Below are 18,335 nucleotides of genomic sequence, written 5' to 3' on the forward strand. Positions count from 1 at the left end.
ATAGTTTTATAATGTCTCTTGTAGTAATCGTAATCATTGTATTTGCCGCAATGTATGTTTATAAGAAGTTTTTAAAAGGAATTGATTTAAAAGATAAAAATTACACTTACATCTATATAGGAAAAAACGATTCGTTTGAAGATGTAATGAATAGTATTAATTCGGAAGATATTATTGAAAACCCAACAGCATTTTCCTGGCTTGCTAAAGAAATGGATCTAGAAAAGAATATAAATCCTGGTAAGTACAGAATTATTGACGGAATGAACATGCGTCAGATTATAAATTTGATTAAATACAATAAACAAGAAAAAGTTAAACTTACTTTTAATTCTCAAATTCATAATCTTGATGAATTTGTTGAATACGTTGATGATAAATTGGAATTGAGTAATTCTGAACTGGAAGACGTTTTAACCGATGAGAAAAAACTTCGTGAATGGTTTAAATTAGATCCGGATAATTCTTTTGCACTCATTATTCCTGGTGTTTACGAGCTTAGCTGGGCTGTAAGCACTGACGATTTTTTTAAAATTCTAAAAGAAAAGTTTAATAAAGTATGGAACTCTACAAGATTAGCGCAAGCAAAAAAATTAGGCTATAAAGTATCAGAAATTATTACAATGGCTTCTATCGTGCAGAACGAAAGTGCTATTGAAAGCGAACAGGAAAAAATTGCAGGAGTTTATTTTAACCGCTTAAAAAAAGGAATGCGCCTTGAAGCTGATCCTACCTTAAAATTTGCGAATAAAAATTTTGGTGTAAAGCGTGTTTATAATATTGACAAGGAAATTAATTCCCCATATAACACTTATCGATACAAAGGTTTACCACCCGGGCCAATTTCTTTAGTAAACACGCAAGCACTCGATGCAACTTTAAATTACAATAAACATAATTTTATCTTTTTTTGTGCTAAACCACAGCTTAATGGCTTCTCCGACTTCTCTTCTACTTACGATCAGCATAGGAGGTTTGCATCGGCATATCAAAAGGCAATGAATAAAAAAGGTATTGGTCGCTAATAATTTGTATTTTTGAAACTCATATCTCTGTTAGATTTAAACAGAGATTAATATATTAAATCCTTAACAATGGAAAAGAATATTGAAGATAAAATAAAACTACTTGAAGATAAATATGCTCAAATGGGTCAGGATATTAACAGTTATCTTGATGGGTTGTTACTGTCAAATTACCTCACATATTGGGATTATACGCAGGTTGAGACATTGTTAACACTACAAAATCCAAAAACAGATTATCCTGACGAGTTAATTTTTATCATGTATCACCAAATTACGGAGTTGTATTTTAAACTCTGTATGCATGAGTTTGAGCAGTTAGGTAATAATGGAAAAATTATTTCTGAAAGCGGAAAAGATGAAGGCTGGAAGTCTGACCTTGATAGCACTTTTTTTGTAGAACGTGTAAACAGAATTAACCGCTACTTTGAAGCGCTTACAAAATCTTTTGAGATAATGATTGATGGTATGGAAAAGGAGCAATTTTTGAAATACCGAATGGCTCTGTTACCTGCAAGCGGATTCCAGAGTGCACAATATCGAATGATTGAGATATGCAGCACAGATTTTATCAATTTGGTTGATAAAGATGTTCGTTCTGAATATACAGGAAAGAACGCTCCGATAGAAGAGCTATTCAAATACATTTATTGGAACAAAGGTGCAACTGAATTAGCTACTGGAAAAAAGACACTCACACTAAATCAGTTTGAGAAAAAATACGGAGAAAAATTTATCGCGTTAGCTCAAGAATACCAAACAAAAAATATTTACCAAAAATATTTAAGTTTACCCGAACACGACAGAAACAATCCTAAAACAAAAAACGCTTTAAAGCAGTTAGATGTGAATGTAAATATTAACTGGCCTTTGGTACATTATAAAAGTGCGGTGCGTTATTTACAACAAAATACTGGAGATATTTCAGCTACAGGAGGAACGAATTGGCAGAAATATTTACCACCACGTTTTCAAAAAAGAATTTTTTATCCAGAACTATGGACAAAAGAAGAAATGGAAGACTGGGGAAAGGGCTGGGTTGAAACCAATGTGTTTAAAGTAGAAGGTTAGGAATTATCAATCTTTTTCGAATAAAAATAATTGAGTACATAAAATGTCAATTAGTGTAAGTAATATTAGTAAGTTATACGGTGCTCAGAAAGCGCTTAATAACATTTCCTTCGAAGTGGGAGGTAATGAAATCATTGGATTTCTAGGACCCAATGGAGCCGGCAAAAGTACCATGATGAAAATATTAACTTGCTATATTCCGCCTAGCGAGGGTAGTGCTAAAGTTTGTGGTTTTGATATTTTGGAGCAAAGTCTTGATGTTAGAAAGCAAATAGGGTACCTACCTGAACACAATCCTTTATATCTTGATATGTATGTGAAGGAATTTTTAGAATTTGTAGGTAATATTCACAAAATAAAAAATGTTACTGGCCGTGTGAAAGAAATGATTGATATCACCGGTTTACAGCTTGAGCAAAATAAGAAAATTGGCGCTTTAAGTAAGGGGTATCGTCAGCGTGTTGGTTTGGCACAGGCTATGATCCATGATCCCAAAGTATTAATCATGGATGAACCAACTACCGGTTTAGATCCAAATCAATTGGAAGAAATACGAAGTCTTATTAAATCTTTAGGTAAACAAAAAACGGTTATGCTTAGCACGCATATTATGCAGGAAGTTGAAGCTATTTGTGACAGAGTAATTATTATAAACAAAGGTGAAATTGTTGCAAATGATGAAACGAAAAATCTTCAAAAAAATACTACGCGACAAATTGTTACGGTAGAATTTGATAAAGAAATAAAAACGGATTTATTAAAGACTATTGAAGGGGTTGAACAGGTTAAATCTCTTACAGAGACTACATGGCAATTATTTTCTTCTGCTCAGGTAGATATCAGAAAAGAGATCTTCAATTTTGCTGTGGCCAATAATTTAAGCGTATTAACACTCAATAAAGAAGAACAAAAAATTGAGGACGTTTTTAAAGAGCTTACTAAGTAAATTAAACTTAATAACTCTGTAAAAACCTGTTTCTATGGCCTAAAAACCAAGGTGTATTCAGCCAAGGTCTCACTGGAAGTAGGATTAGTAAACTTAAATTTATCGAGCCCCTTTAAAAGCTCTGTTACTTGTGATTGTTGTTCTTTACTCAAATCAAAACTATTAGTATAAACTACTTTATCCACTTTCCCTTCTGCAGTAATATAAAGCGTGGCATCAAATTTTTGTAAAAGATTTTTAGCCTTTAAACGGGTGTTAAGTTCCTTGATTAACGCGCTTTCACCACCAGCGTATTGACATGTATTTACATTGCTTAAATCCGCAGATGAAATGCTGACGCCTGCTGCCATTGCGTCGTCATCTTTTTTTGTTCTGCTTGTCTTGGCAAGACCTTCTTTTTTTTTGGCTCTTATGCTAGCAACTTCCTCTTCTTCCTCTAAAGTCTTGTTTTGTTTGTTTTCAGCTAAATCTTCTTTGCTAACATACCTATCATCAGCGGCTACTGGTGCGCTTACCATTGGAACTGCTTTAACTCTCATTACGTTATTAACTGCCAAAGCAGATTCATTTATTGTTGCAGGAAGTTCCTTATCGGCAGTACTAACAAGTTTTTGATCTGCACTACGGATTTCTTTATTATTTTCTGCCTCTGGTTCCTTTTGATTATTTTTAAAAGTCATCGCATTTTTTTCCTGCGGTTTTTTAGCAGAGACTGTTTCGTTATGTTTCAGTTCGTCAGTGAGTACAGACGAAGACGTTTTTTCATTTTGAGTTTCAAGTGTTTTTTGAATTTCATCCTTTGGCAAAGAATTAGATTCAAGAGCAAGATCTTCTCTTTTTGACAAAGAGCTATTTAGGATAAAATAAATACTAAAACCAACTACAAGAAATAATCCGGCTGCTGCATACCAATAAGCCATGTTAGATTTTTTTTCAGTAATAAAGATTTCAGAATAGGCCCGGGAATCTAATTTGGTTTTTAAGTCAAGAATTTCCTCCTCGTCAAGATTAGCAAAGCCCTCCATAGCTTCTTTATCAAAATCATCCATGGGAGCATTGGAATCATTTTTGGATGAGTTCAAAAAGTTCTTAATTGGTTTGTTATCGCTATTATCCTTCTGGTTGTTCATTTATTAAGGATTCTATTTTTATTTTCAAATTACGTTTACCATTCTGAATGTAACTTTTTACATCGTTATTACTAAATCCAGTTACTTCGCTAATTTCAATGTAAGATTTGTTTTGGAAGTAAAATAGCTCAATACACATTTTTTGTTCCTTGTTTAAAAACTGTATTGCACTTTCCATCATTCCAATTTGCCTCTCCTTTTCTTTTAGATGATCTAAATCGGGCATATCCACAAAAAAGTGAGCATTTTCTTTCAATTCGAGCTCTTTTTTGAGTAAACTCTGCCTTTTTCTCAACTCCATAAGGCAGAAATTTTTACTATAGACGTATAACCAGCTCTTAAAGTACTCAATTTTGTGTTTTTTGAGGTCTTGTAGAAGTTTTGTGAATATTTGTATAACAGCATCCTCAGCCTCATTTTTGTTCTTTAGGTATTTGAAGCATAAACCAAGCACAAGATGGCTATAGCGCTGATAAAGAATACCAACGTATCTATTATCATCCGTCTCAGAAAAAAAAGTAATGAGCTCTTTGTCGGAAGAATTTGTGTATTTGTTGTCAAAAACCAAAAAATCGGTGGATTTATTGACTAAGTTAATAAAATAACCAATAATAATTTGGCATTTAAAATCAAATATTATCTTTGTAAGATTCATAATATATCTGTCAAAATCTTTTAAATATTTACTTGTTGTTTTTTGTCTGATTTCTTTCAAATTTCAACAACCTTCATCCTTTGATGCAAATGCAAAAATCAGAGCGGTGTTCATCTATAATTACACCCGTTATTTTGAGTGGCCGGATAATAAAAAGGTCGATAATTTTATTATTTACGTTGTAGGTAAGAACGAAAACCTAATTACGGAATTAAAAAATCTCGCCGGCAAGAAAAAAGTGGGTAATCAGGAAATTGAAATTAAGAACTCTTTGAGTTTTGATCCTGGTATTACTTCTCATATTATCTTCTTAACTCCAGAAGCTTCTCGTTCGATAGGTGATGCCGCCTCGAAAAATAAAAACAAAGGAGCATTAGTAGTTTCTGAGGCTCCCGGTGGTTGCAAGTCTGGAGCCAGTATTAATTTTATCACACTAGATAGCAAACTAAAATTTGAATACAATAAAAACGCTGCAGTTAAAGCAGGCTTAAAAACGAACGAAGATTTTAAGGCTTTAGCGGCTGTTAATATTGATTAATACTTTAAACATGTGCAAATTGCGCCATATAAATAAAAACTTACTTCTAGGCATCTTGTTGCTTTTTAGTGCAGGCTTATTTGCGCAAGAGGAGAAGTTAAACAGAGCGACGCAATTATTTCGATCAAAAGCCCCGGGCTCAGTTGAATTAGCTGCACGAGCAATTGATAGTGTTGTTTTGCATCCACAAACAAAAGTTGATTTTATGGCATGGACTACGAGAGCTTTTATTTATTTTGATCTATATAAATCGAGTGATAAGTTTGTTTTAAACTCTGCTTACAGAGATACAATAATCAATTCCCTTTTGGTATCAAATAAGTTGCAACCAGATTCAAGTTATTTTGTTCAAAACAACAAGCTTCTATTAAATCTTTCAAAAAATTATTTTAATTTATCTGCAGCATTATTACAGGATTCTACAAATTATCAGAGAAGTGAAATTGCTTTTAAGCGTTATAAAATGGTTCATCGTTTAGTAGAGCCAAAAATGGATTTTAGTTCTGATGATGTTAAATATTATACCGCAGTTGGTAGTCAGTTTTCTGCAGTGTTTATTAAAGACAACAACGATAGTAAATCACATGAAATTGCAATCGCTGCGTTATTAAAGGTACTTGAAATTCAGCCTGATAATACAGCAGCAAATGTTAATATGGGGCTCATGTATTATAATCAAGCGGTTAATATGAGTAAATCTCTCGACTATGGTGCAGATTTTTCTCAGATTGACATTGTACAAGAGAATATGGTAAAATTAGCCAAACAAGCTGAGCAATTCATTCATAGGGTTTACGCTAATGATAATAAGAATTTAAAGGCTGTGGAAGCGCTTTATTATATTTACCGTATGTTAAATGATAATGCAAAATCAGATGACTTTAAGAAAAAAGGGGAAGAGCTTGGAATTAAATTTTCGGAGCAAGCAGTAGATAAATAAGTAAAATGAAAATGAGATTTACCATAGGAAGAAGGATAGGATTGGGTTTCGCCATTTTTATTTTACTAACCGTAATTGCCTTCATACTTACCGTTGTTATTCTCAACAAAAGTAAAAGACGAACAGAAACGGTTGTTGGACAAGTAGCGCCAAGTGTAGCTGAATTAAAGGAGTTAAATCTTTTATTGCAACGTTCTCACACAAATGTTTCAAAATGGTACTATAACAAGAGTTTTAACGACATCGAATTCAGGGATGAGCTAAAAAATATCATTAGCAAAGAATACCCTAAGAAGAAAGCCGTACTTATAGAATTTTCTGATGATTGGTCTATTGAAGAAAAAAAGCAACTTGAAATTATTTTTAATCGAATTGAGTCTTTATTTAAATTGTATAAAGACGAAATCATAGACCAGTTAAATTCACCAGAGGCTTATGATGATCCAAGTATTTATTTAATGGCCAGGCTTCCGTACGACGATTCGGAAATCAACATAAAAAAAATATACAAGAACCTGAATTCTCTTATTGAACTAAAGAAAAATTATTCAATCAGTGTAACCGAGGAAATGTTTTCCTCTATCAATTTCTTAAAAACATTCGTTCAGCTTCTTGGTATCACCTTGGTAATAGGAGGAATACTCATTGCGTTTTTCACCACGCGTTCAATTACAATCCCAATTCAAGTTCTTAAAAAGATGCTTTTATCAATGGGTTTGGGGATTTTACCTAAAGAGAGGGTTAGTGCCACGAGAGATGAGATTGGCGAAATGGGAAATGCACTCAATGACCTTATTCGATCTATGCAACACACTACTGATTTTGCAAAAGAAACGGGAGCTGGTAATTTTGATGCTGAATATACACCTTTAAGTAAGGATGATTCTTTAGGTCACGCTTTGTTAAAAATGCGTGTAGATCTAGCTGAAAATGAACGATTCTTAGAGCAAAAAGTTATAGAAAGAACTGAGGAGGTTGTTCGACAAAAGTCAGAGATCGAAAACAAAAACGAAGAGCTTGAAATCCTTTACAAGCAAGTAACAGACAGTATTCATTACGCTAAGCGTATTCAAGATGCTATTCTTCCAACAGAGAATTTTGTGAAGAGATTATTACCGGATGCTTTTATTTTATTTAAGCCAAAAGACATCGTAAGCGGTGACTTTTATTGGATTGAAGAAAAAGATAATCTAGTATATTTTGCGGCTGTTGATTGCACAGGACATGGTGTTCCCGGCGCATTTATGAGCTTGGTTGGACATAACATTCTTAAAGACATCCTTAAAAATTCTTCAGCAACAATGCCGGGTGAAATACTTGATCGCTTAAGAGAGGGGATTGTAAACGCCCTTAGAGTAGACGATTCTGGTAAGCAAGCAAAGGATGGTATGGATATGACTTTGTGCGCAATTGATTATAGCACTATGGAGCTTCAGTACGCTGCCGCTTTTAATCCATTATATATTGTAAGAAACAGTGAACTTATTCTCCACCCTGCAAATAAATTCCCAATAGGTTCCTTCATTGGTGAAAAAGCTAATTTTGATAATCACGTTTTAAAATTGCAAAAAGGAGATCAAATCTATATCTTTAGTGATGGTTACGCCGACCAGTTTGGTGGACCTAACGGAAAAAAATTTATGGTTGGAAACTTTCGTAAATTATTAGTTCAAATAAGCGATCTGCCTTCTGCAGAACAAAAAGTGAAGTTGGATTCTACTTTACTTACTTGGCAAGGTGGACAAGAACAGGTAGATGATGTACTTGTTATTGGAGTAAAAGTCTAAATATATACCATGCGGTTTTTATGCACATTTGTGGTTCTTTGTTTAACCTTATCACAGAGGTTATTACCGCAAATGCAGGTTGAAAGTATAAAAATTACTACAACTCAGGTCGGCGTTTCTGCCATTAGCGTAAACAGTCTTATTGCAAAAACATACAAACTTAACTACCCGCTTTATGACTACAAGATTGATACAACTACCAAACAATTGTTTTTTTCTGGACGACAAAAGGGCGAGTCAGGTAGTAACAATTACTTAAGTCGTGGTTTTTTCGCGGCTTTAAGTACACTTAATGATTCTGTTAAATGGATTAACGAATCAAGTCTATACAATATCAGAGTCTCAGGAAATAATCTTCTATTATCAAATGAAGTAAAGTCCGTAAGGTATAACAAGTCGCATGGTTATGACGAAATTCGTTATGATTCTAAGATATTTTACACTATACCTAAGTATAACAGAGGCTTTGTCTATGATAAAACACAAGAAAATGTGCTTAATTGTGTGAATTTGGCAGTAGGTAATACTGTTTGGAGCTGTAAAATTCCAAAAGATGAAAATTGGGTGGACACTCAATTTTTGAACGATACAACATTATTAATTGCTGCGGGCGGCCTTCACGCAGTGAGTATAAAATCGGGCCTAGTATGGTCTTTTCCTTTAACAACTGCAATAAAAACAAATCGCTCTTTTATTTATTCTAACGCAAAATTCAAGACCATACAACAAATAAGTTCGGTGATTAAAACATCAAGTGATGATAACATTGTTAGACAAATAGCTTCTAATATATTAAAAAGTGAAAATCTAATTTATTTTGCGGCGAAAGAAAAATTAATCGCCGTAACACCTGCTGGTAAAATGGAATGGGAGGTTGATTTAAAGAATTATCCAACCTCTAAAATGTTAATTACAAAAACAGACTCTTCCTTAATCCTTGTAAATTTTGGTCTTGCAACGCATAGCAACAACTTTGTTACATGGGGCAAACCATTTATTATAACACTAGATCCTCAAACCGGAAAAATATTAAATCAGTACGACTTAAGTCATATTGAGAATCTTGCGGATTTTGTTAGAACTGACAAAGCTTTTATATTCGCAACTAAAAATGATGTTCAAGCTGCAGTGCCTGGAAACAGTGAGATTCGAACCGTTTTATCTCTGGGCGAACATAAATATGGAGAATTTGTTGAATTTATAAATGGTGACGAGTATTATATATTAAGGGAGGGTTATTTTGTACCATTGAATTTTATTAACGATCAGGTAAATTATTTTAGAGCAGATAACAATAAAATATACGGTATTGAAGGAGAGGATCTTAAATACGAATACCATTATACAGAGTTGTTTAAGTTGGATAAAAAATACAAAGGCAAAACCATTTTATACAATGATCAAAAGACCCTCATTACGAATAATTTGTTTGAATTACTTTTTACCATTAATCTTCCTGATAAAAACGTAATCTTAAATAACAAAATGTTCTTTATGAGCGATTATAGAATTTATATGCTCAATCTTGACGACTTAAAGTAAAAAAGAGATTAAAAACACTAGTTAATCAATTTTATTTTCATTCTAATGTCTTTTAGAGGTCTGTCTCTTTTATCTGTTTCTGCACTAGCAATTTTATCAATTACATCAAGTCCTTCGATAACTTCCCCAAATATTGTGTAGCTGCCATCTAGGTGCGGCGTACCGCCAACCGTAGTATACGTTTCAATTTGTTCTTTATTAAAGGTGTATTTAGTTAGGTTAGCTTCGATAAGACTCGTGATATGAGCATTCACCAACGAGGCACTATCTAATTTGTTTTCCGATTTTAACCGGTTGAAATGCTTTTGAAGCCGTTTTCCTTCATCACTTTTTAGAAATTTAGCCTCAAAACGTGCGTACTGAGCCTTATTGATGCGATCTTCATATTTTTTAAGGTCTTCCATAGTTCGGGTTTTTCCCATCACAATATAAAATTGTGATGGGCTAGATTCCTGGTTTGGATTTATATCATCACCGTCTCTGGCGGCGGCTAAACGACCTTTTTTGTGAATGATTGTCCTTTTAAATTCAGCGGGTAATAAATATCCAATATCTCCATGCCCCAAACTATCACCTGGTTTGGCAAATTTGCTTAGATGGTCGCCACCTTGTATCATAAAATTATTAATTACCCTATGGAAAAGTAATGAATCGAAATAGTGTTCGTTGACCAGTTTTAAGAAGTTGGCTTTGTGTAAAGGTGTTTCCTCATATAATTTTATTTTCATATTGCCATAAGAGGTTTCAATTAAGATGGTTTCCTTACTTAATGTCTGAGACAGCAACGACATCCAAAAGCCTGAAAAAAGGAGTGTGAGAGAAATAAAATTTTGCATATGAAACAATTTTTTTATATTTGTTAGGCTAATATCCATATTTATTTTGGAGATGGAAGCCTTAAAAAATTTTGATGCGTTTTTAACTATTTTGAGGTAAATTCATTTAAAAAAAACTCTAACACACACTCATGAAATCATTCTTGGTCTTGTTTTCTGGTATACTAATTTCGGCATTCGTTTTAACTGGAGTTTCTTGTCAAAAAGAAACGGATTGCAAGGCAACCATAAAATGTGTGGACTCTCTTGGAAGTGTCGTTGCGAATGCGCGCGTGCAACTGTATGCTGTGGTTAAAGATCCTAATGACCCTAAAGGGATTGCTACTTTTACCGCAGATGTGAAAGCCGACGGTAATACCGATGGTGGGGGAGAAGTTAAGTTCACATTCAAACTCCCAGCTATATATGATATTAAAGCGACTTCAACACTTGGATCCAAAACGTATACTGGCGCTAGCATTGTGAAATTAGAAGAAGGCGAGACTGTTAGTAAAACGGTAACGATTAAATAATTAAAGCAAATTAATTCAGAATTTAGTAGTTACTTTAACGTAATAGTTTGATCAATCATACATTAATAAAGCGTGTAGTTTTCTTTTCAGGTTGTCTCCTGTTACTTTCATTGTTTTATTGTTGCGGCAGTGATGAAAGGAGTGGTTCTAAAGGTGAGGGTTTAATTGAGTTTGATACCAAGGGTGTTGATCCAACACACCCTCTTTATGGCTTTGCACCAAGTTCTGCCACGTTTAAATTTAAAGAGGACAAATTTATTATCGAAATGAGTACCATGGGTATGTTTAATACTTCGGTGATACTCGATTCTAAAGCAAAAACAATAGCCCAAACAGTAAAATTTCTTGATATCAAACAGGCTTGTATTGAAAATGAACAAGATTTGGTTGAAGAAAACGCTGATTACGCATTAAAGATTGAAGAAACTAAAGAAACAAAAGTAATTATTGGTCTTAAAGCATACAAAGCTCACGTTACTAAAATAAGTGAGCCAAATGTTAAGTTTGATGTATGGTATACGAAGGAATTAGGAATGGAAAATGTTAATGCACTTACACCATATGCTCAATTAAAGGGAATTCTTCTTGATTACCGGGTAAAAAAAATGGGCATGGAACTTCATTTTGCCGCTAAGTCTTATAAAGATATTAAGATTCCTGATAATGCATTTGAAATTCCGGCCTCCATGAAAATTGTTTCTAAAACAGAAATGGAAGAATTTATTAAGAATCTTCAATAGCCTTTTTACCCTAAAAATTTCTCGCTAAGTTTTTCCTTTATCTATCAGATACGTATATTTGGTGTAACTAAATCACCACATCATGACTCACTCAGTAATTTCAAAATCATATCTACAAAAGGTGAAACAATCTTTGGATAAATTTTTAGTTTCAGCCACTCTTATTTTTATTAGCGGCTTTGCGATAGCTCAGGATAATTTTACAATAAAGATGTCAGTTAAGGCAGAAGGTTTGCCTCCAGAGTATGCGGCTTATGCGGAACAAGATGTTATCATTTATATTAAAGGGGATAAAATAAAAAGTGAAAAAAATGGAATGATGGGAAGTAGTGTTACTCTTTACGATGGAAAGAAAATGACCTCACTAATGGAGAACATGGGCACTAAATTTGGCTATACAGCTACTAAAGAAGAGCTAGAAACAACTGGTAAAAGTGACAAAAGTGAAAAACCTAAAATTGAATATACCACTGAGAAAAAAATGATTGCTGGCTATGAGTGCGCGAAAGTTGTTGTGACTTCTATTGGAAAAGATAAAAAGGAATCGACAACAATTTTATGGGTGACAGATAAAATTAGATACAATCATGCCGAGTATTTTAAAGCAGCGGCTAGAGGTATGTCAGATCTTAGTGAGTTAAAGGGTTATGCACTGGGAATGGAAATGCAACAAAATGCGCAAGGTGGTATGGAAATTAAAATTATTATGAATTCAACGGAGATAACTACAACCGCTTTAAATGACTCTGTTTTTAATGTCAGTAGCGATGGTTATACGATGATGACCTATAAAGAAATGTTAGACAAACAAAAAACCATGATGGGTGGCGGAAAGTAATTAGTTTTATTTTATTAAGAAGCGGCTTTAGCCGCTTTTTTAGTTTCAGATACACCGTAGCTATAAAATTAAACCACATAGGCACATAGGCACATAGTATTTATAAAAGTAACTCTGAATTTAAAGCAAAGCTTCAAATATCTATGTTCATCTCTGTTTATTCAGTTAGCTGATCCTATGCCTCTATGTGGTTTAATTTGTCAACCATTGTTTTTTACAACTCCTCAACGCGTCACATATTTTCTGGTATAAAACATTGCTAAAGGTGATAGCACAAAAGTAGGCGCTAACCAAACTATCCATGCTGGAAAAGAAATAGTACTAAAATAATTGCTATTCACTACCAAAAATGCCGTAAACGTTGCGGTAAACGCTCCCATCATCATACCAATATGTCTCTTTAGCCACAATCTTTCTTCCAAAGCTTCGTTATGTAAAACCTTAATATTGCTTTGAATATTTTGAAAAACTGCATAAAATCCCAAAACGCCAAATACAACTAAAATAACATTCATAGAATAAATCATAAAAAAGCCATTAACTGCTGCAATACATAACATTATCCAATCACTAACATTCGGTTTTAAAGATTTATTTTTTATAGCACGATATCCAACATAATTGAGAAAGAAGGAGAATACTCCAATCATCAATAAAAATCGGTTGTTTTTTATGATCGAAATAAACACAGAGCTAACACACACACCGATCATACTATAAAAAAATAGTTTGCCAGAGTTTCGATGGATTTTCCCTCCTTTTTTACTGATTACAGAAACGCTTCCACTAAAAAGTGCTAAACAACCTGATAGAATGTGCAGGTACAAAGTGATTTTATAACTTATTTCCATATTTCCTTTTTTCTACAAAGGTGAGCTGGAAACAAACCAGAAACAAGCTATTTGGTAATAACAGCAGGCTTTGGGCTGAATGGTAGCCTGTTTGGGGTGAACCGTTTTTGTTAGGGATTAATTGTTAAGTTTCTTTTTTAAAGAATCGCTGCAAGCTCGCGCTACAGGGATTAGTTTATTACCGCCTTCAAGTTTTAATTTATAGCCTTGAGCGTTTCCTGAGACATGTTTTACACGTTTCAGGTTCACCAAATAACTTTTATGGCAACGAAATAAATCAGGGTAGCTTTCCAATTGTTCAGTAACTGCTTTTAAAGAACTACGGATTAGTTTTTTGCTAGAAACGTCTTTCATCATATAATGCACTTCCACATAATTGTCAGATGATTGCACATAGATAAGGTCGTTTACCTCCAGTTCCAGTGTTTCTTTTTCATTTTCTGAAACTAGTTTTAATGATACCGCCTGAGTAGTCGGTTTAATTTCTTTTGCATGTTCTTCTATATCGGCATTTAATTCCGCCGATTGATGGCCAAATTGGTTATTTAGTCGCGATTCTTTTATTAATACAGTAACGGTAACGGGAATCACAGCAATACTGATTGTGTACAATTCAAAAATTAAAATGGCGTACGGACTAAAAGGGGCTATTCCTATAAATGAACTATACAGCGCATTCCCCAGTCCAATCAATAAAACATTTGTCATGTTCCAATAAATTTCTCTTTGTACATTCCACCGTTCTTCAGAAAAAAAATTAGGAAACTGTGAGAGAAGGGCTACATTTAATAAAACCATAATCACAAAAGTGGTGAGTGCATACCCAAGGGAGACGGTTAGAATTCCTTGTTGCAGAGTGTTCAAGCCAAAAGGCCGGAATACAAAAAGAAATAAAAAAACAAAAGTGGCAAATAATAAACTGTTTAACCAACGTTTGCGGGGAAGTGTTTCTAGGTAATAAGGTTTGTTTAACCGGCTGAAAAAGGATCTTTTAGTTGTCATAGCGTTGTTCGGTTAAGTGAAAATTTATTTAATTCATTTTTTCTTTAAAGACGACGCCATTTTCTTCAAGCTCTTTAAGCATGGGTTCGTACATTTCTTTTTTTGTTGGAATTTGAACCCCGCTTAATTTGAATTTACCAATGAGGAAGTTTTTAACCGTAATGGCTAATGGTAATCCAACTGTCTGCGCCATAGCCGTGTGGTTTTCATCTTTTCCAATTACTACTAACGACGAATCTAATTTTTGAACGTCGTTTACCCCTGGTAAGGTATATTCAAACTCATGCTGCATCACAATCATGTCTTTGTCGCCTGTTTTTAATTTCCATTTTTCTTCCAAAAGCGCCTGTACTAATTGAGCAGGAGAGCCTTCTTGTAGCGAGATAGCTTTATTTGAAAACAATTCCAAATAATCAAACATCTTCTCAATCTCTGAATCCCAATCTTTTCCAACATAATTTTTTAAGCGTTCTTTCATAGTTCCTTTTGCAGGCGGTAAAAAGGAAGCTAATAAAGATGTGTAGTTTAATGAATTGCTGTTTGTTATTTTAGAAGTATCGTCTGTTAAGCCTAATTGCACAAATACATCCCAAGCTTTGCAGTAGCCGTGTTGACGAAGTGTGCCACGCAACATGGTTTTAATGTTTTTAAGTCCATACACATCAATGTAACTAATACTATCACGATTGGCGTAAGCATCAAATTTACCATAACCTTCAATGTCAATAAGGTTTGTTTGTTTGTACAAACGGTTGTAGGGAATAAATTTTATTTCGCCGTCTTCCAAGTATTGCGCAGTACCTTGACCCGCAAGGATGACGTTTCTTGGATTCCAACTAAACTTATAACCCCAGGGATTGTCATTGCTTTCAGGTGCAACAAGTCCACCACAGTAAGATTTGAATGAGTGTAAGGTTCCTCCTTTATAGTGAATCTTATCAATAATTTTCATGGCGCTGGCGTGATCTAAACCTGGATCAAGTCCACACTCATTTAATAAAAGAATATTTTTTGCTTTAGCTTCTTTGTCAAGCGCTTTCATATCTGCACTCACGTAACTGGCGGTGGCCATGTGTTTTCCTGATTCTACACAATCTCTGGCAACATCGCCATGCATAAATGCTGGAAGCATGGAGATTATTAAATCGTGCGTCTGAATTTGTGCTTTACGCTGTTCTTCGTTTCTAATATCAAAACTAATGGCGTGGGCATTGGAATAATTTTTTGTTTTTTCCTTTGCTAAGCTTAGATCCACATCCGATACTGTTATTTCCCAGCTAAGGCTTGATGAATTTTTCAATAAATAGTCAATTAAAGAGGTTGCCGATCTACCAGCGCCGATAATGAGAATTTTTACCATAGGGTGAAATTACTATTTTATTTTCTAGGAAACTTGTTGGTGACTTTATGAAATCATAAAGAATATTAAGTTGGGATGGTTTTAGAAGTTTGTTTGAGAAATGTTTAAAAATCTACCTTCACATAAAACAAAGGCAAAAAACCTAACTGATAATTCTTCACCAAAGGATCGGCGTTTCTGTTTGCAGGGTCAGGTGAGTAACTTAGTGCAAGAACATTTTTAGCACTCAAAATATTTACAAGATCCAAAGCAATTTCTACTCCTGTTTTTTTTCCGTTTATTTTATAGGTAATTCTTAAATCAACACGGTTGTAAGGTGCAAACTGGAGTGTATTTACTTTATCGTCTTGAGCCACAACATCCATTACAGCATTACTGGCAGCTAGGTTTGCAGGTGAATAACGTTTACCGCCGGCATAGGTTATTTTAGTGCCAAAATTTATGGAATTTTTCTTACTCTTTCCAACAGCGTATTCCAGCCCTGCCAAAAAGTTCACAATGTAATTACCATTAAAATCTGTATTGGCTTTTTTACCATTGCTGGCAACGTATTTGCTTTCAAACAGACTTCCATTCAACATAAAAAAATAATGTTTGTGAAAGAGTTTTTCAAACGTTACTTCCACACCATAATTTTCACCAGTACCAGTATTTACCATTGAATAAATAGGGTAGAAACGAGTAAACGTTGCGCCTCTGTTTAGTGTTGAAACGCTTGATGGTACTGCATAAACAGGCACGTTCCATAAGTATTGGTAATACACTTCTGTTTTTACTTTAAAATGTTTGCTTACAAAAAAATCATAACCCAATACAGCATGTTGAGTTTTACTAAAGTCCATATTTACATTATCTAGTTCGCGAGTTGTGTTTGGCGTAAGAACTCCATTACGCACCAATGTATCAGGAATTGCGAAATACAAATAGGTAGATTGCATTTGACTGTGTAGTCCGTATGAAAGACTGAGTACTTGTTTCGGTTTTAATTGATAACGTAGACTTGCTCTTGGTTCGACAACAAATTTATTATTGAGAGTAAGGAGTTGAGAAAACACACCGGCATTCAAACTTAATTTTTCATTGAACTTGTGCACGTAAGTGAGGTAAGGTTGAACCAAATAAAAATTGGTTATTATATTTTCTCTATTTTTATAAGGAGTATTCAAAATAGTAAGAGCAACGGTGTCATAAAGAGAGCTTACTTTTGCATTATCATAAAAATTTACATTAAATCGGTTCACAAAAAAACCGGCTTTTAAACTGTTTTTGGAATTAATTTTAGTTTTTATGAACCAGGCAAGCGTTGATTTTTTTTCAGAAAAATTATAACTGAGAATCGGGGGTAATGAATCATTTGGAATAAAATTTTTATCACGAATAATTAAATTGTGTTTTGAACTAATATCCTGAATCGAAAATGCGACACTAGTTTTCATAACCGTTCGGCTGTTAAAGGCATACACATTACTTAAAATTCCTACACCCATGTTTGTAGAAAAATATTGATCACGATTTTGATCGCCATACAATTCTTTGGGACGCTCGTGAACATCGCTCAAAATAATATCGATACTGCTTAAACCGCCAATACTACTAAAACTAAACACACCCGCTTTTTTTGTAGGGAAGTTTAAACGAACACCTATATCTTGATATTTTGGAATAGCACTTGTTCCCAATTTAAAGTTCACACTACCAAACAAGGCTAGGGTAGAGTAACGGTAAGTGATTAAATAACTAGCGCCTGACTTTCGGCTTAAGGGACCTTCTAACGCAAGTTCCGTTCCTAATACACCTAATTGAAACGTGCGTTCGTGTTTTTCGTTATTACCATTACGCATTTTTAAATCGAATACACCGCCCATGGCGTTTCCATAATTAGCAGGAAAAGCGCCTGTATAAAATTCACTATTGGATAAATATTTATTATTGATCAAGCTTTGTGGTCCGCCAGCAGAGCCTGCAACCGCAAAGTGATTTGGATTCGGAATATCAATATCATCCAAACGCCACAACAAACCAGCGGGACTGTTTCCTCGTATAACAATGTCATTACGCGAATCATTTGTACCTTGAATTCCGGCAAAATTTTGCGCCATCCTTGCGGGGTCTTGACGAGAGCCAGCATAACGTTCAGTTTCTTCAATGCTAAACGATTTCATATTGGATACCTGCATGGTATTTACAACGTCGGTATCAGAAGCAGCTTTAATAACCACTTCATCCATACTTATTGTACTTTCTTCTAAGTCAATATTTAAAACCGCTTCTTTTCCAGAAGTAACGATCACGTCATTAACCGGCGTGGGTTTATACCCTGTGTAGGAAAATAAAAAAGATTGACGTCCAACCGGAACTTCAAGCAATTTATAAAAACCATTATTATCGGCAATTGTAACAATTGTGTGTGTAGCAGATTTTAATTGCACAATGGCTCCCGGAAGTCCAATTCCAGTTACACGGTCAGCAATTTTTCCTTTAACGGTTTGTGTAACCTGTGCGTAAAAAAAGTGAGAAACAAAAAGTAATACAAAAAAGTAAAATTTTGAATTCATAGTTTTT

General features: G+C 34.2%; 17 protein-coding genes. 10 read left to right on the forward strand and 7 right to left on the reverse strand.

The features are described from left to right. Nucleotides 1–11: 11 nt before the first annotated feature. From mltG to gldA, 3 genes are all read left to right on the forward strand, one after another. Nucleotides 12–1,025, forward strand: a complete 1,014-nt coding sequence (mltG, locus tag P2086_RS10055) for an endolytic transglycosylase MltG (protein ID WP_317896608.1) — start codon at nucleotides 12–14, stop codon at nucleotides 1,023–1,025. Nucleotides 1,026–1,094: 69 nt separating this feature from the next. Beyond that, complete coding sequence (locus P2086_RS10060) at nucleotides 1,095–2,096, forward strand: tryptophan 2,3-dioxygenase family protein (RefSeq protein ID WP_317896609.1); 1,002 nt, start codon at nucleotides 1,095–1,097, stop codon at nucleotides 2,094–2,096. Between the two features lie 43 nt (nucleotides 2,097–2,139). After that, nucleotides 2,140–3,042: a gliding motility-associated ABC transporter ATP-binding subunit GldA gene (gldA, locus tag P2086_RS10065; RefSeq protein WP_317896610.1), complete on the forward strand. Its 903-nt coding sequence runs from the start codon at nucleotides 2,140–2,142 to the stop codon at nucleotides 3,040–3,042. Nucleotides 3,043–3,074: 32 nt separating this feature from the next. Here the strand turns inward: gldA and P2086_RS10070 are convergent, their stop codons facing one another. Both P2086_RS10070 and P2086_RS10075 read right to left on the reverse strand, forming a co-directional pair. Continuing rightward, on the reverse strand, nucleotides 3,075–4,172 hold the full coding sequence (locus tag P2086_RS10070) for a hypothetical protein (RefSeq protein ID WP_317896611.1): 1,098 nt from the start codon (nucleotides 4,170–4,172) through the stop codon (nucleotides 3,075–3,077). Continuing rightward, the gene (locus tag P2086_RS10075; protein ID WP_317896612.1) at nucleotides 4,153–4,827 is read right to left on the reverse strand and encodes an RNA polymerase sigma factor; all 675 of its coding nucleotides are present in this window, start codon (nucleotides 4,825–4,827) and stop codon (nucleotides 4,153–4,155) included. Before P2086_RS10075 ends, P2086_RS10070 begins: the two co-directional genes overlap by 20 nt. A gap of 106 nt (nucleotides 4,828–4,933) precedes the next feature. Between P2086_RS10075 and P2086_RS10080 the strand changes: the two genes are divergently transcribed. Genes P2086_RS10080 through P2086_RS10095 form a run of 4 tightly spaced genes read left to right on the forward strand, consistent with a single transcriptional unit; the run spans nucleotide 4,934 to nucleotide 9,634 of the window. Next, nucleotides 4,934–5,365: a YfiR family protein gene (locus tag P2086_RS10080; protein ID WP_317896613.1), complete on the forward strand. Its 432-nt coding sequence runs from the start codon at nucleotides 4,934–4,936 to the stop codon at nucleotides 5,363–5,365. Nucleotides 5,366–5,375: 10 nt separating this feature from the next. After that, nucleotides 5,376–6,305 carry a tetratricopeptide repeat protein gene (locus P2086_RS10085; protein ID WP_317896614.1) on the forward strand — a complete coding sequence of 310 codons (930 nt, stop codon included), beginning with the start codon at nucleotides 5,376–5,378 and terminating at the stop codon, nucleotides 6,303–6,305. A gap of 11 nt (nucleotides 6,306–6,316) precedes the next feature. After that, entirely contained in the window at nucleotides 6,317–8,092 is a 1,776-nt protein-coding gene (locus P2086_RS10090) for a SpoIIE family protein phosphatase (RefSeq protein WP_317896615.1), read from the forward strand. A gap of 9 nt (nucleotides 8,093–8,101) precedes the next feature. Beyond that, nucleotides 8,102–9,634: a hypothetical protein gene (locus tag P2086_RS10095; RefSeq protein ID WP_317896616.1), complete on the forward strand. Its 1,533-nt coding sequence runs from the start codon at nucleotides 8,102–8,104 to the stop codon at nucleotides 9,632–9,634. A gap of 17 nt (nucleotides 9,635–9,651) precedes the next feature. Here the strand turns inward: P2086_RS10095 and P2086_RS10100 are convergent, their stop codons facing one another. After that, nucleotides 9,652–10,509, reverse strand: a complete 858-nt coding sequence (locus P2086_RS10100) for a peptidylprolyl isomerase (protein ID WP_317896617.1) — start codon at nucleotides 10,507–10,509, stop codon at nucleotides 9,652–9,654. Between the two features lie 92 nt (nucleotides 10,510–10,601). Between P2086_RS10100 and P2086_RS10105 the strand changes: the two genes are divergently transcribed. From P2086_RS10105 to P2086_RS10115, 3 genes are all read left to right on the forward strand, one after another. After that, the gene (locus P2086_RS10105; protein ID WP_317896618.1) at nucleotides 10,602–10,982 is read left to right on the forward strand and encodes a hypothetical protein; all 381 of its coding nucleotides are present in this window, start codon (nucleotides 10,602–10,604) and stop codon (nucleotides 10,980–10,982) included. Between the two features lie 47 nt (nucleotides 10,983–11,029). After that, the gene (locus P2086_RS10110) at nucleotides 11,030–11,722 is read left to right on the forward strand and encodes a hypothetical protein (RefSeq protein WP_317896619.1); all 693 of its coding nucleotides are present in this window, start codon (nucleotides 11,030–11,032) and stop codon (nucleotides 11,720–11,722) included. A gap of 82 nt (nucleotides 11,723–11,804) precedes the next feature. Next, nucleotides 11,805–12,560 carry a hypothetical protein gene (locus P2086_RS10115; protein ID WP_317896620.1) on the forward strand — a complete coding sequence of 252 codons (756 nt, stop codon included), beginning with the start codon at nucleotides 11,805–11,807 and terminating at the stop codon, nucleotides 12,558–12,560. Nucleotides 12,561–12,784: 224 nt separating this feature from the next. On the opposite strand, the gene P2086_RS10120 is transcribed toward P2086_RS10115, so the two are convergent. The 4 genes from P2086_RS10120 to P2086_RS10135 all read right to left on the reverse strand — a co-directional run bounded on the left by P2086_RS10120 (nucleotide 12,785) and on the right by P2086_RS10135 (nucleotide 18,328). Then, on the reverse strand, nucleotides 12,785–13,411 hold the full coding sequence (locus P2086_RS10120) for a DUF2306 domain-containing protein (RefSeq protein WP_317896621.1): 627 nt from the start codon (nucleotides 13,409–13,411) through the stop codon (nucleotides 12,785–12,787). Nucleotides 13,412–13,528: 117 nt separating this feature from the next. Beyond that, nucleotides 13,529–14,413 carry a LytTR family DNA-binding domain-containing protein gene (locus P2086_RS10125; protein WP_317896622.1) on the reverse strand — a complete coding sequence of 295 codons (885 nt, stop codon included), beginning with the start codon at nucleotides 14,411–14,413 and terminating at the stop codon, nucleotides 13,529–13,531. A 28-nt stretch (nucleotides 14,414–14,441) separates the two neighbouring features. Continuing rightward, the gene (locus tag P2086_RS10130; RefSeq protein WP_317896623.1) at nucleotides 14,442–15,773 is read right to left on the reverse strand and encodes a saccharopine dehydrogenase C-terminal domain-containing protein; all 1,332 of its coding nucleotides are present in this window, start codon (nucleotides 15,771–15,773) and stop codon (nucleotides 14,442–14,444) included. 104 nt (nucleotides 15,774–15,877) lie between these two features. Next, nucleotides 15,878–18,328, reverse strand: a complete 2,451-nt coding sequence (locus P2086_RS10135) for a TonB-dependent receptor (protein ID WP_317896624.1) — start codon at nucleotides 18,326–18,328, stop codon at nucleotides 15,878–15,880. Nucleotides 18,329–18,335 lie beyond the last annotated feature (7 nt).

It is taken from the genome of Aurantibacillus circumpalustris, from assembly GCF_029625215.1.
GTDB classification, from domain to species: domain Bacteria; phylum Bacteroidota; class Bacteroidia; order B-17B0; family Aurantibacillaceae; genus Aurantibacillus; species Aurantibacillus circumpalustris.

What these genes read in the sequence shown, in the direction of transcription:
- gldA (WP_317896610.1), top strand. Translation starts at nt 2,140, where the DNA reads ATGTCAATTAGTGTAAGTAATATTAGTAAGTTATACGGTGCTCAGAAA.
- P2086_RS10120 (WP_317896621.1), bottom strand. Translation starts at nt 13,411, where the DNA reads ATGGAAATAAGTTATAAAATCACTTTGTACCTGCACATTCTATCAGGT.
- P2086_RS10095 (WP_317896616.1), top strand. Translation starts at nt 8,102, where the DNA reads ATGCGGTTTTTATGCACATTTGTGGTTCTTTGTTTAACCTTATCACAG.
- P2086_RS10105 (WP_317896618.1), top strand. Translation starts at nt 10,602, where the DNA reads ATGAAATCATTCTTGGTCTTGTTTTCTGGTATACTAATTTCGGCATTC.
- P2086_RS10135 (WP_317896624.1), bottom strand. Translation starts at nt 18,328, where the DNA reads ATGAATTCAAAATTTTACTTTTTTGTATTACTTTTTGTTTCTCACTTT.
- P2086_RS10130 (WP_317896623.1), bottom strand. Translation starts at nt 15,773, where the DNA reads ATGGTAAAAATTCTCATTATCGGCGCTGGTAGATCGGCAACCTCTTTA.
- P2086_RS10100 (WP_317896617.1), bottom strand. Translation starts at nt 10,509, where the DNA reads ATGGATATTAGCCTAACAAATATAAAAAAATTGTTTCATATGCAAAAT.
- P2086_RS10060 (WP_317896609.1), top strand. Translation starts at nt 1,095, where the DNA reads ATGGAAAAGAATATTGAAGATAAAATAAAACTACTTGAAGATAAATAT.
- P2086_RS10075 (WP_317896612.1), bottom strand. Translation starts at nt 4,827, where the DNA reads ATGAATCTTACAAAGATAATATTTGATTTTAAATGCCAAATTATTATT.
- P2086_RS10115 (WP_317896620.1), top strand. Translation starts at nt 11,805, where the DNA reads ATGACTCACTCAGTAATTTCAAAATCATATCTACAAAAGGTGAAACAA.
- P2086_RS10085 (WP_317896614.1), top strand. Translation starts at nt 5,376, where the DNA reads ATGTGCAAATTGCGCCATATAAATAAAAACTTACTTCTAGGCATCTTG.
- P2086_RS10070 (WP_317896611.1), bottom strand. Translation starts at nt 4,172, where the DNA reads ATGAACAACCAGAAGGATAATAGCGATAACAAACCAATTAAGAACTTT.
- P2086_RS10090 (WP_317896615.1), top strand. Translation starts at nt 6,317, where the DNA reads ATGAGATTTACCATAGGAAGAAGGATAGGATTGGGTTTCGCCATTTTT.
- P2086_RS10125 (WP_317896622.1), bottom strand. Translation starts at nt 14,413, where the DNA reads ATGACAACTAAAAGATCCTTTTTCAGCCGGTTAAACAAACCTTATTAC.
- mltG (WP_317896608.1), top strand. Translation starts at nt 12, where the DNA reads ATGTCTCTTGTAGTAATCGTAATCATTGTATTTGCCGCAATGTATGTT.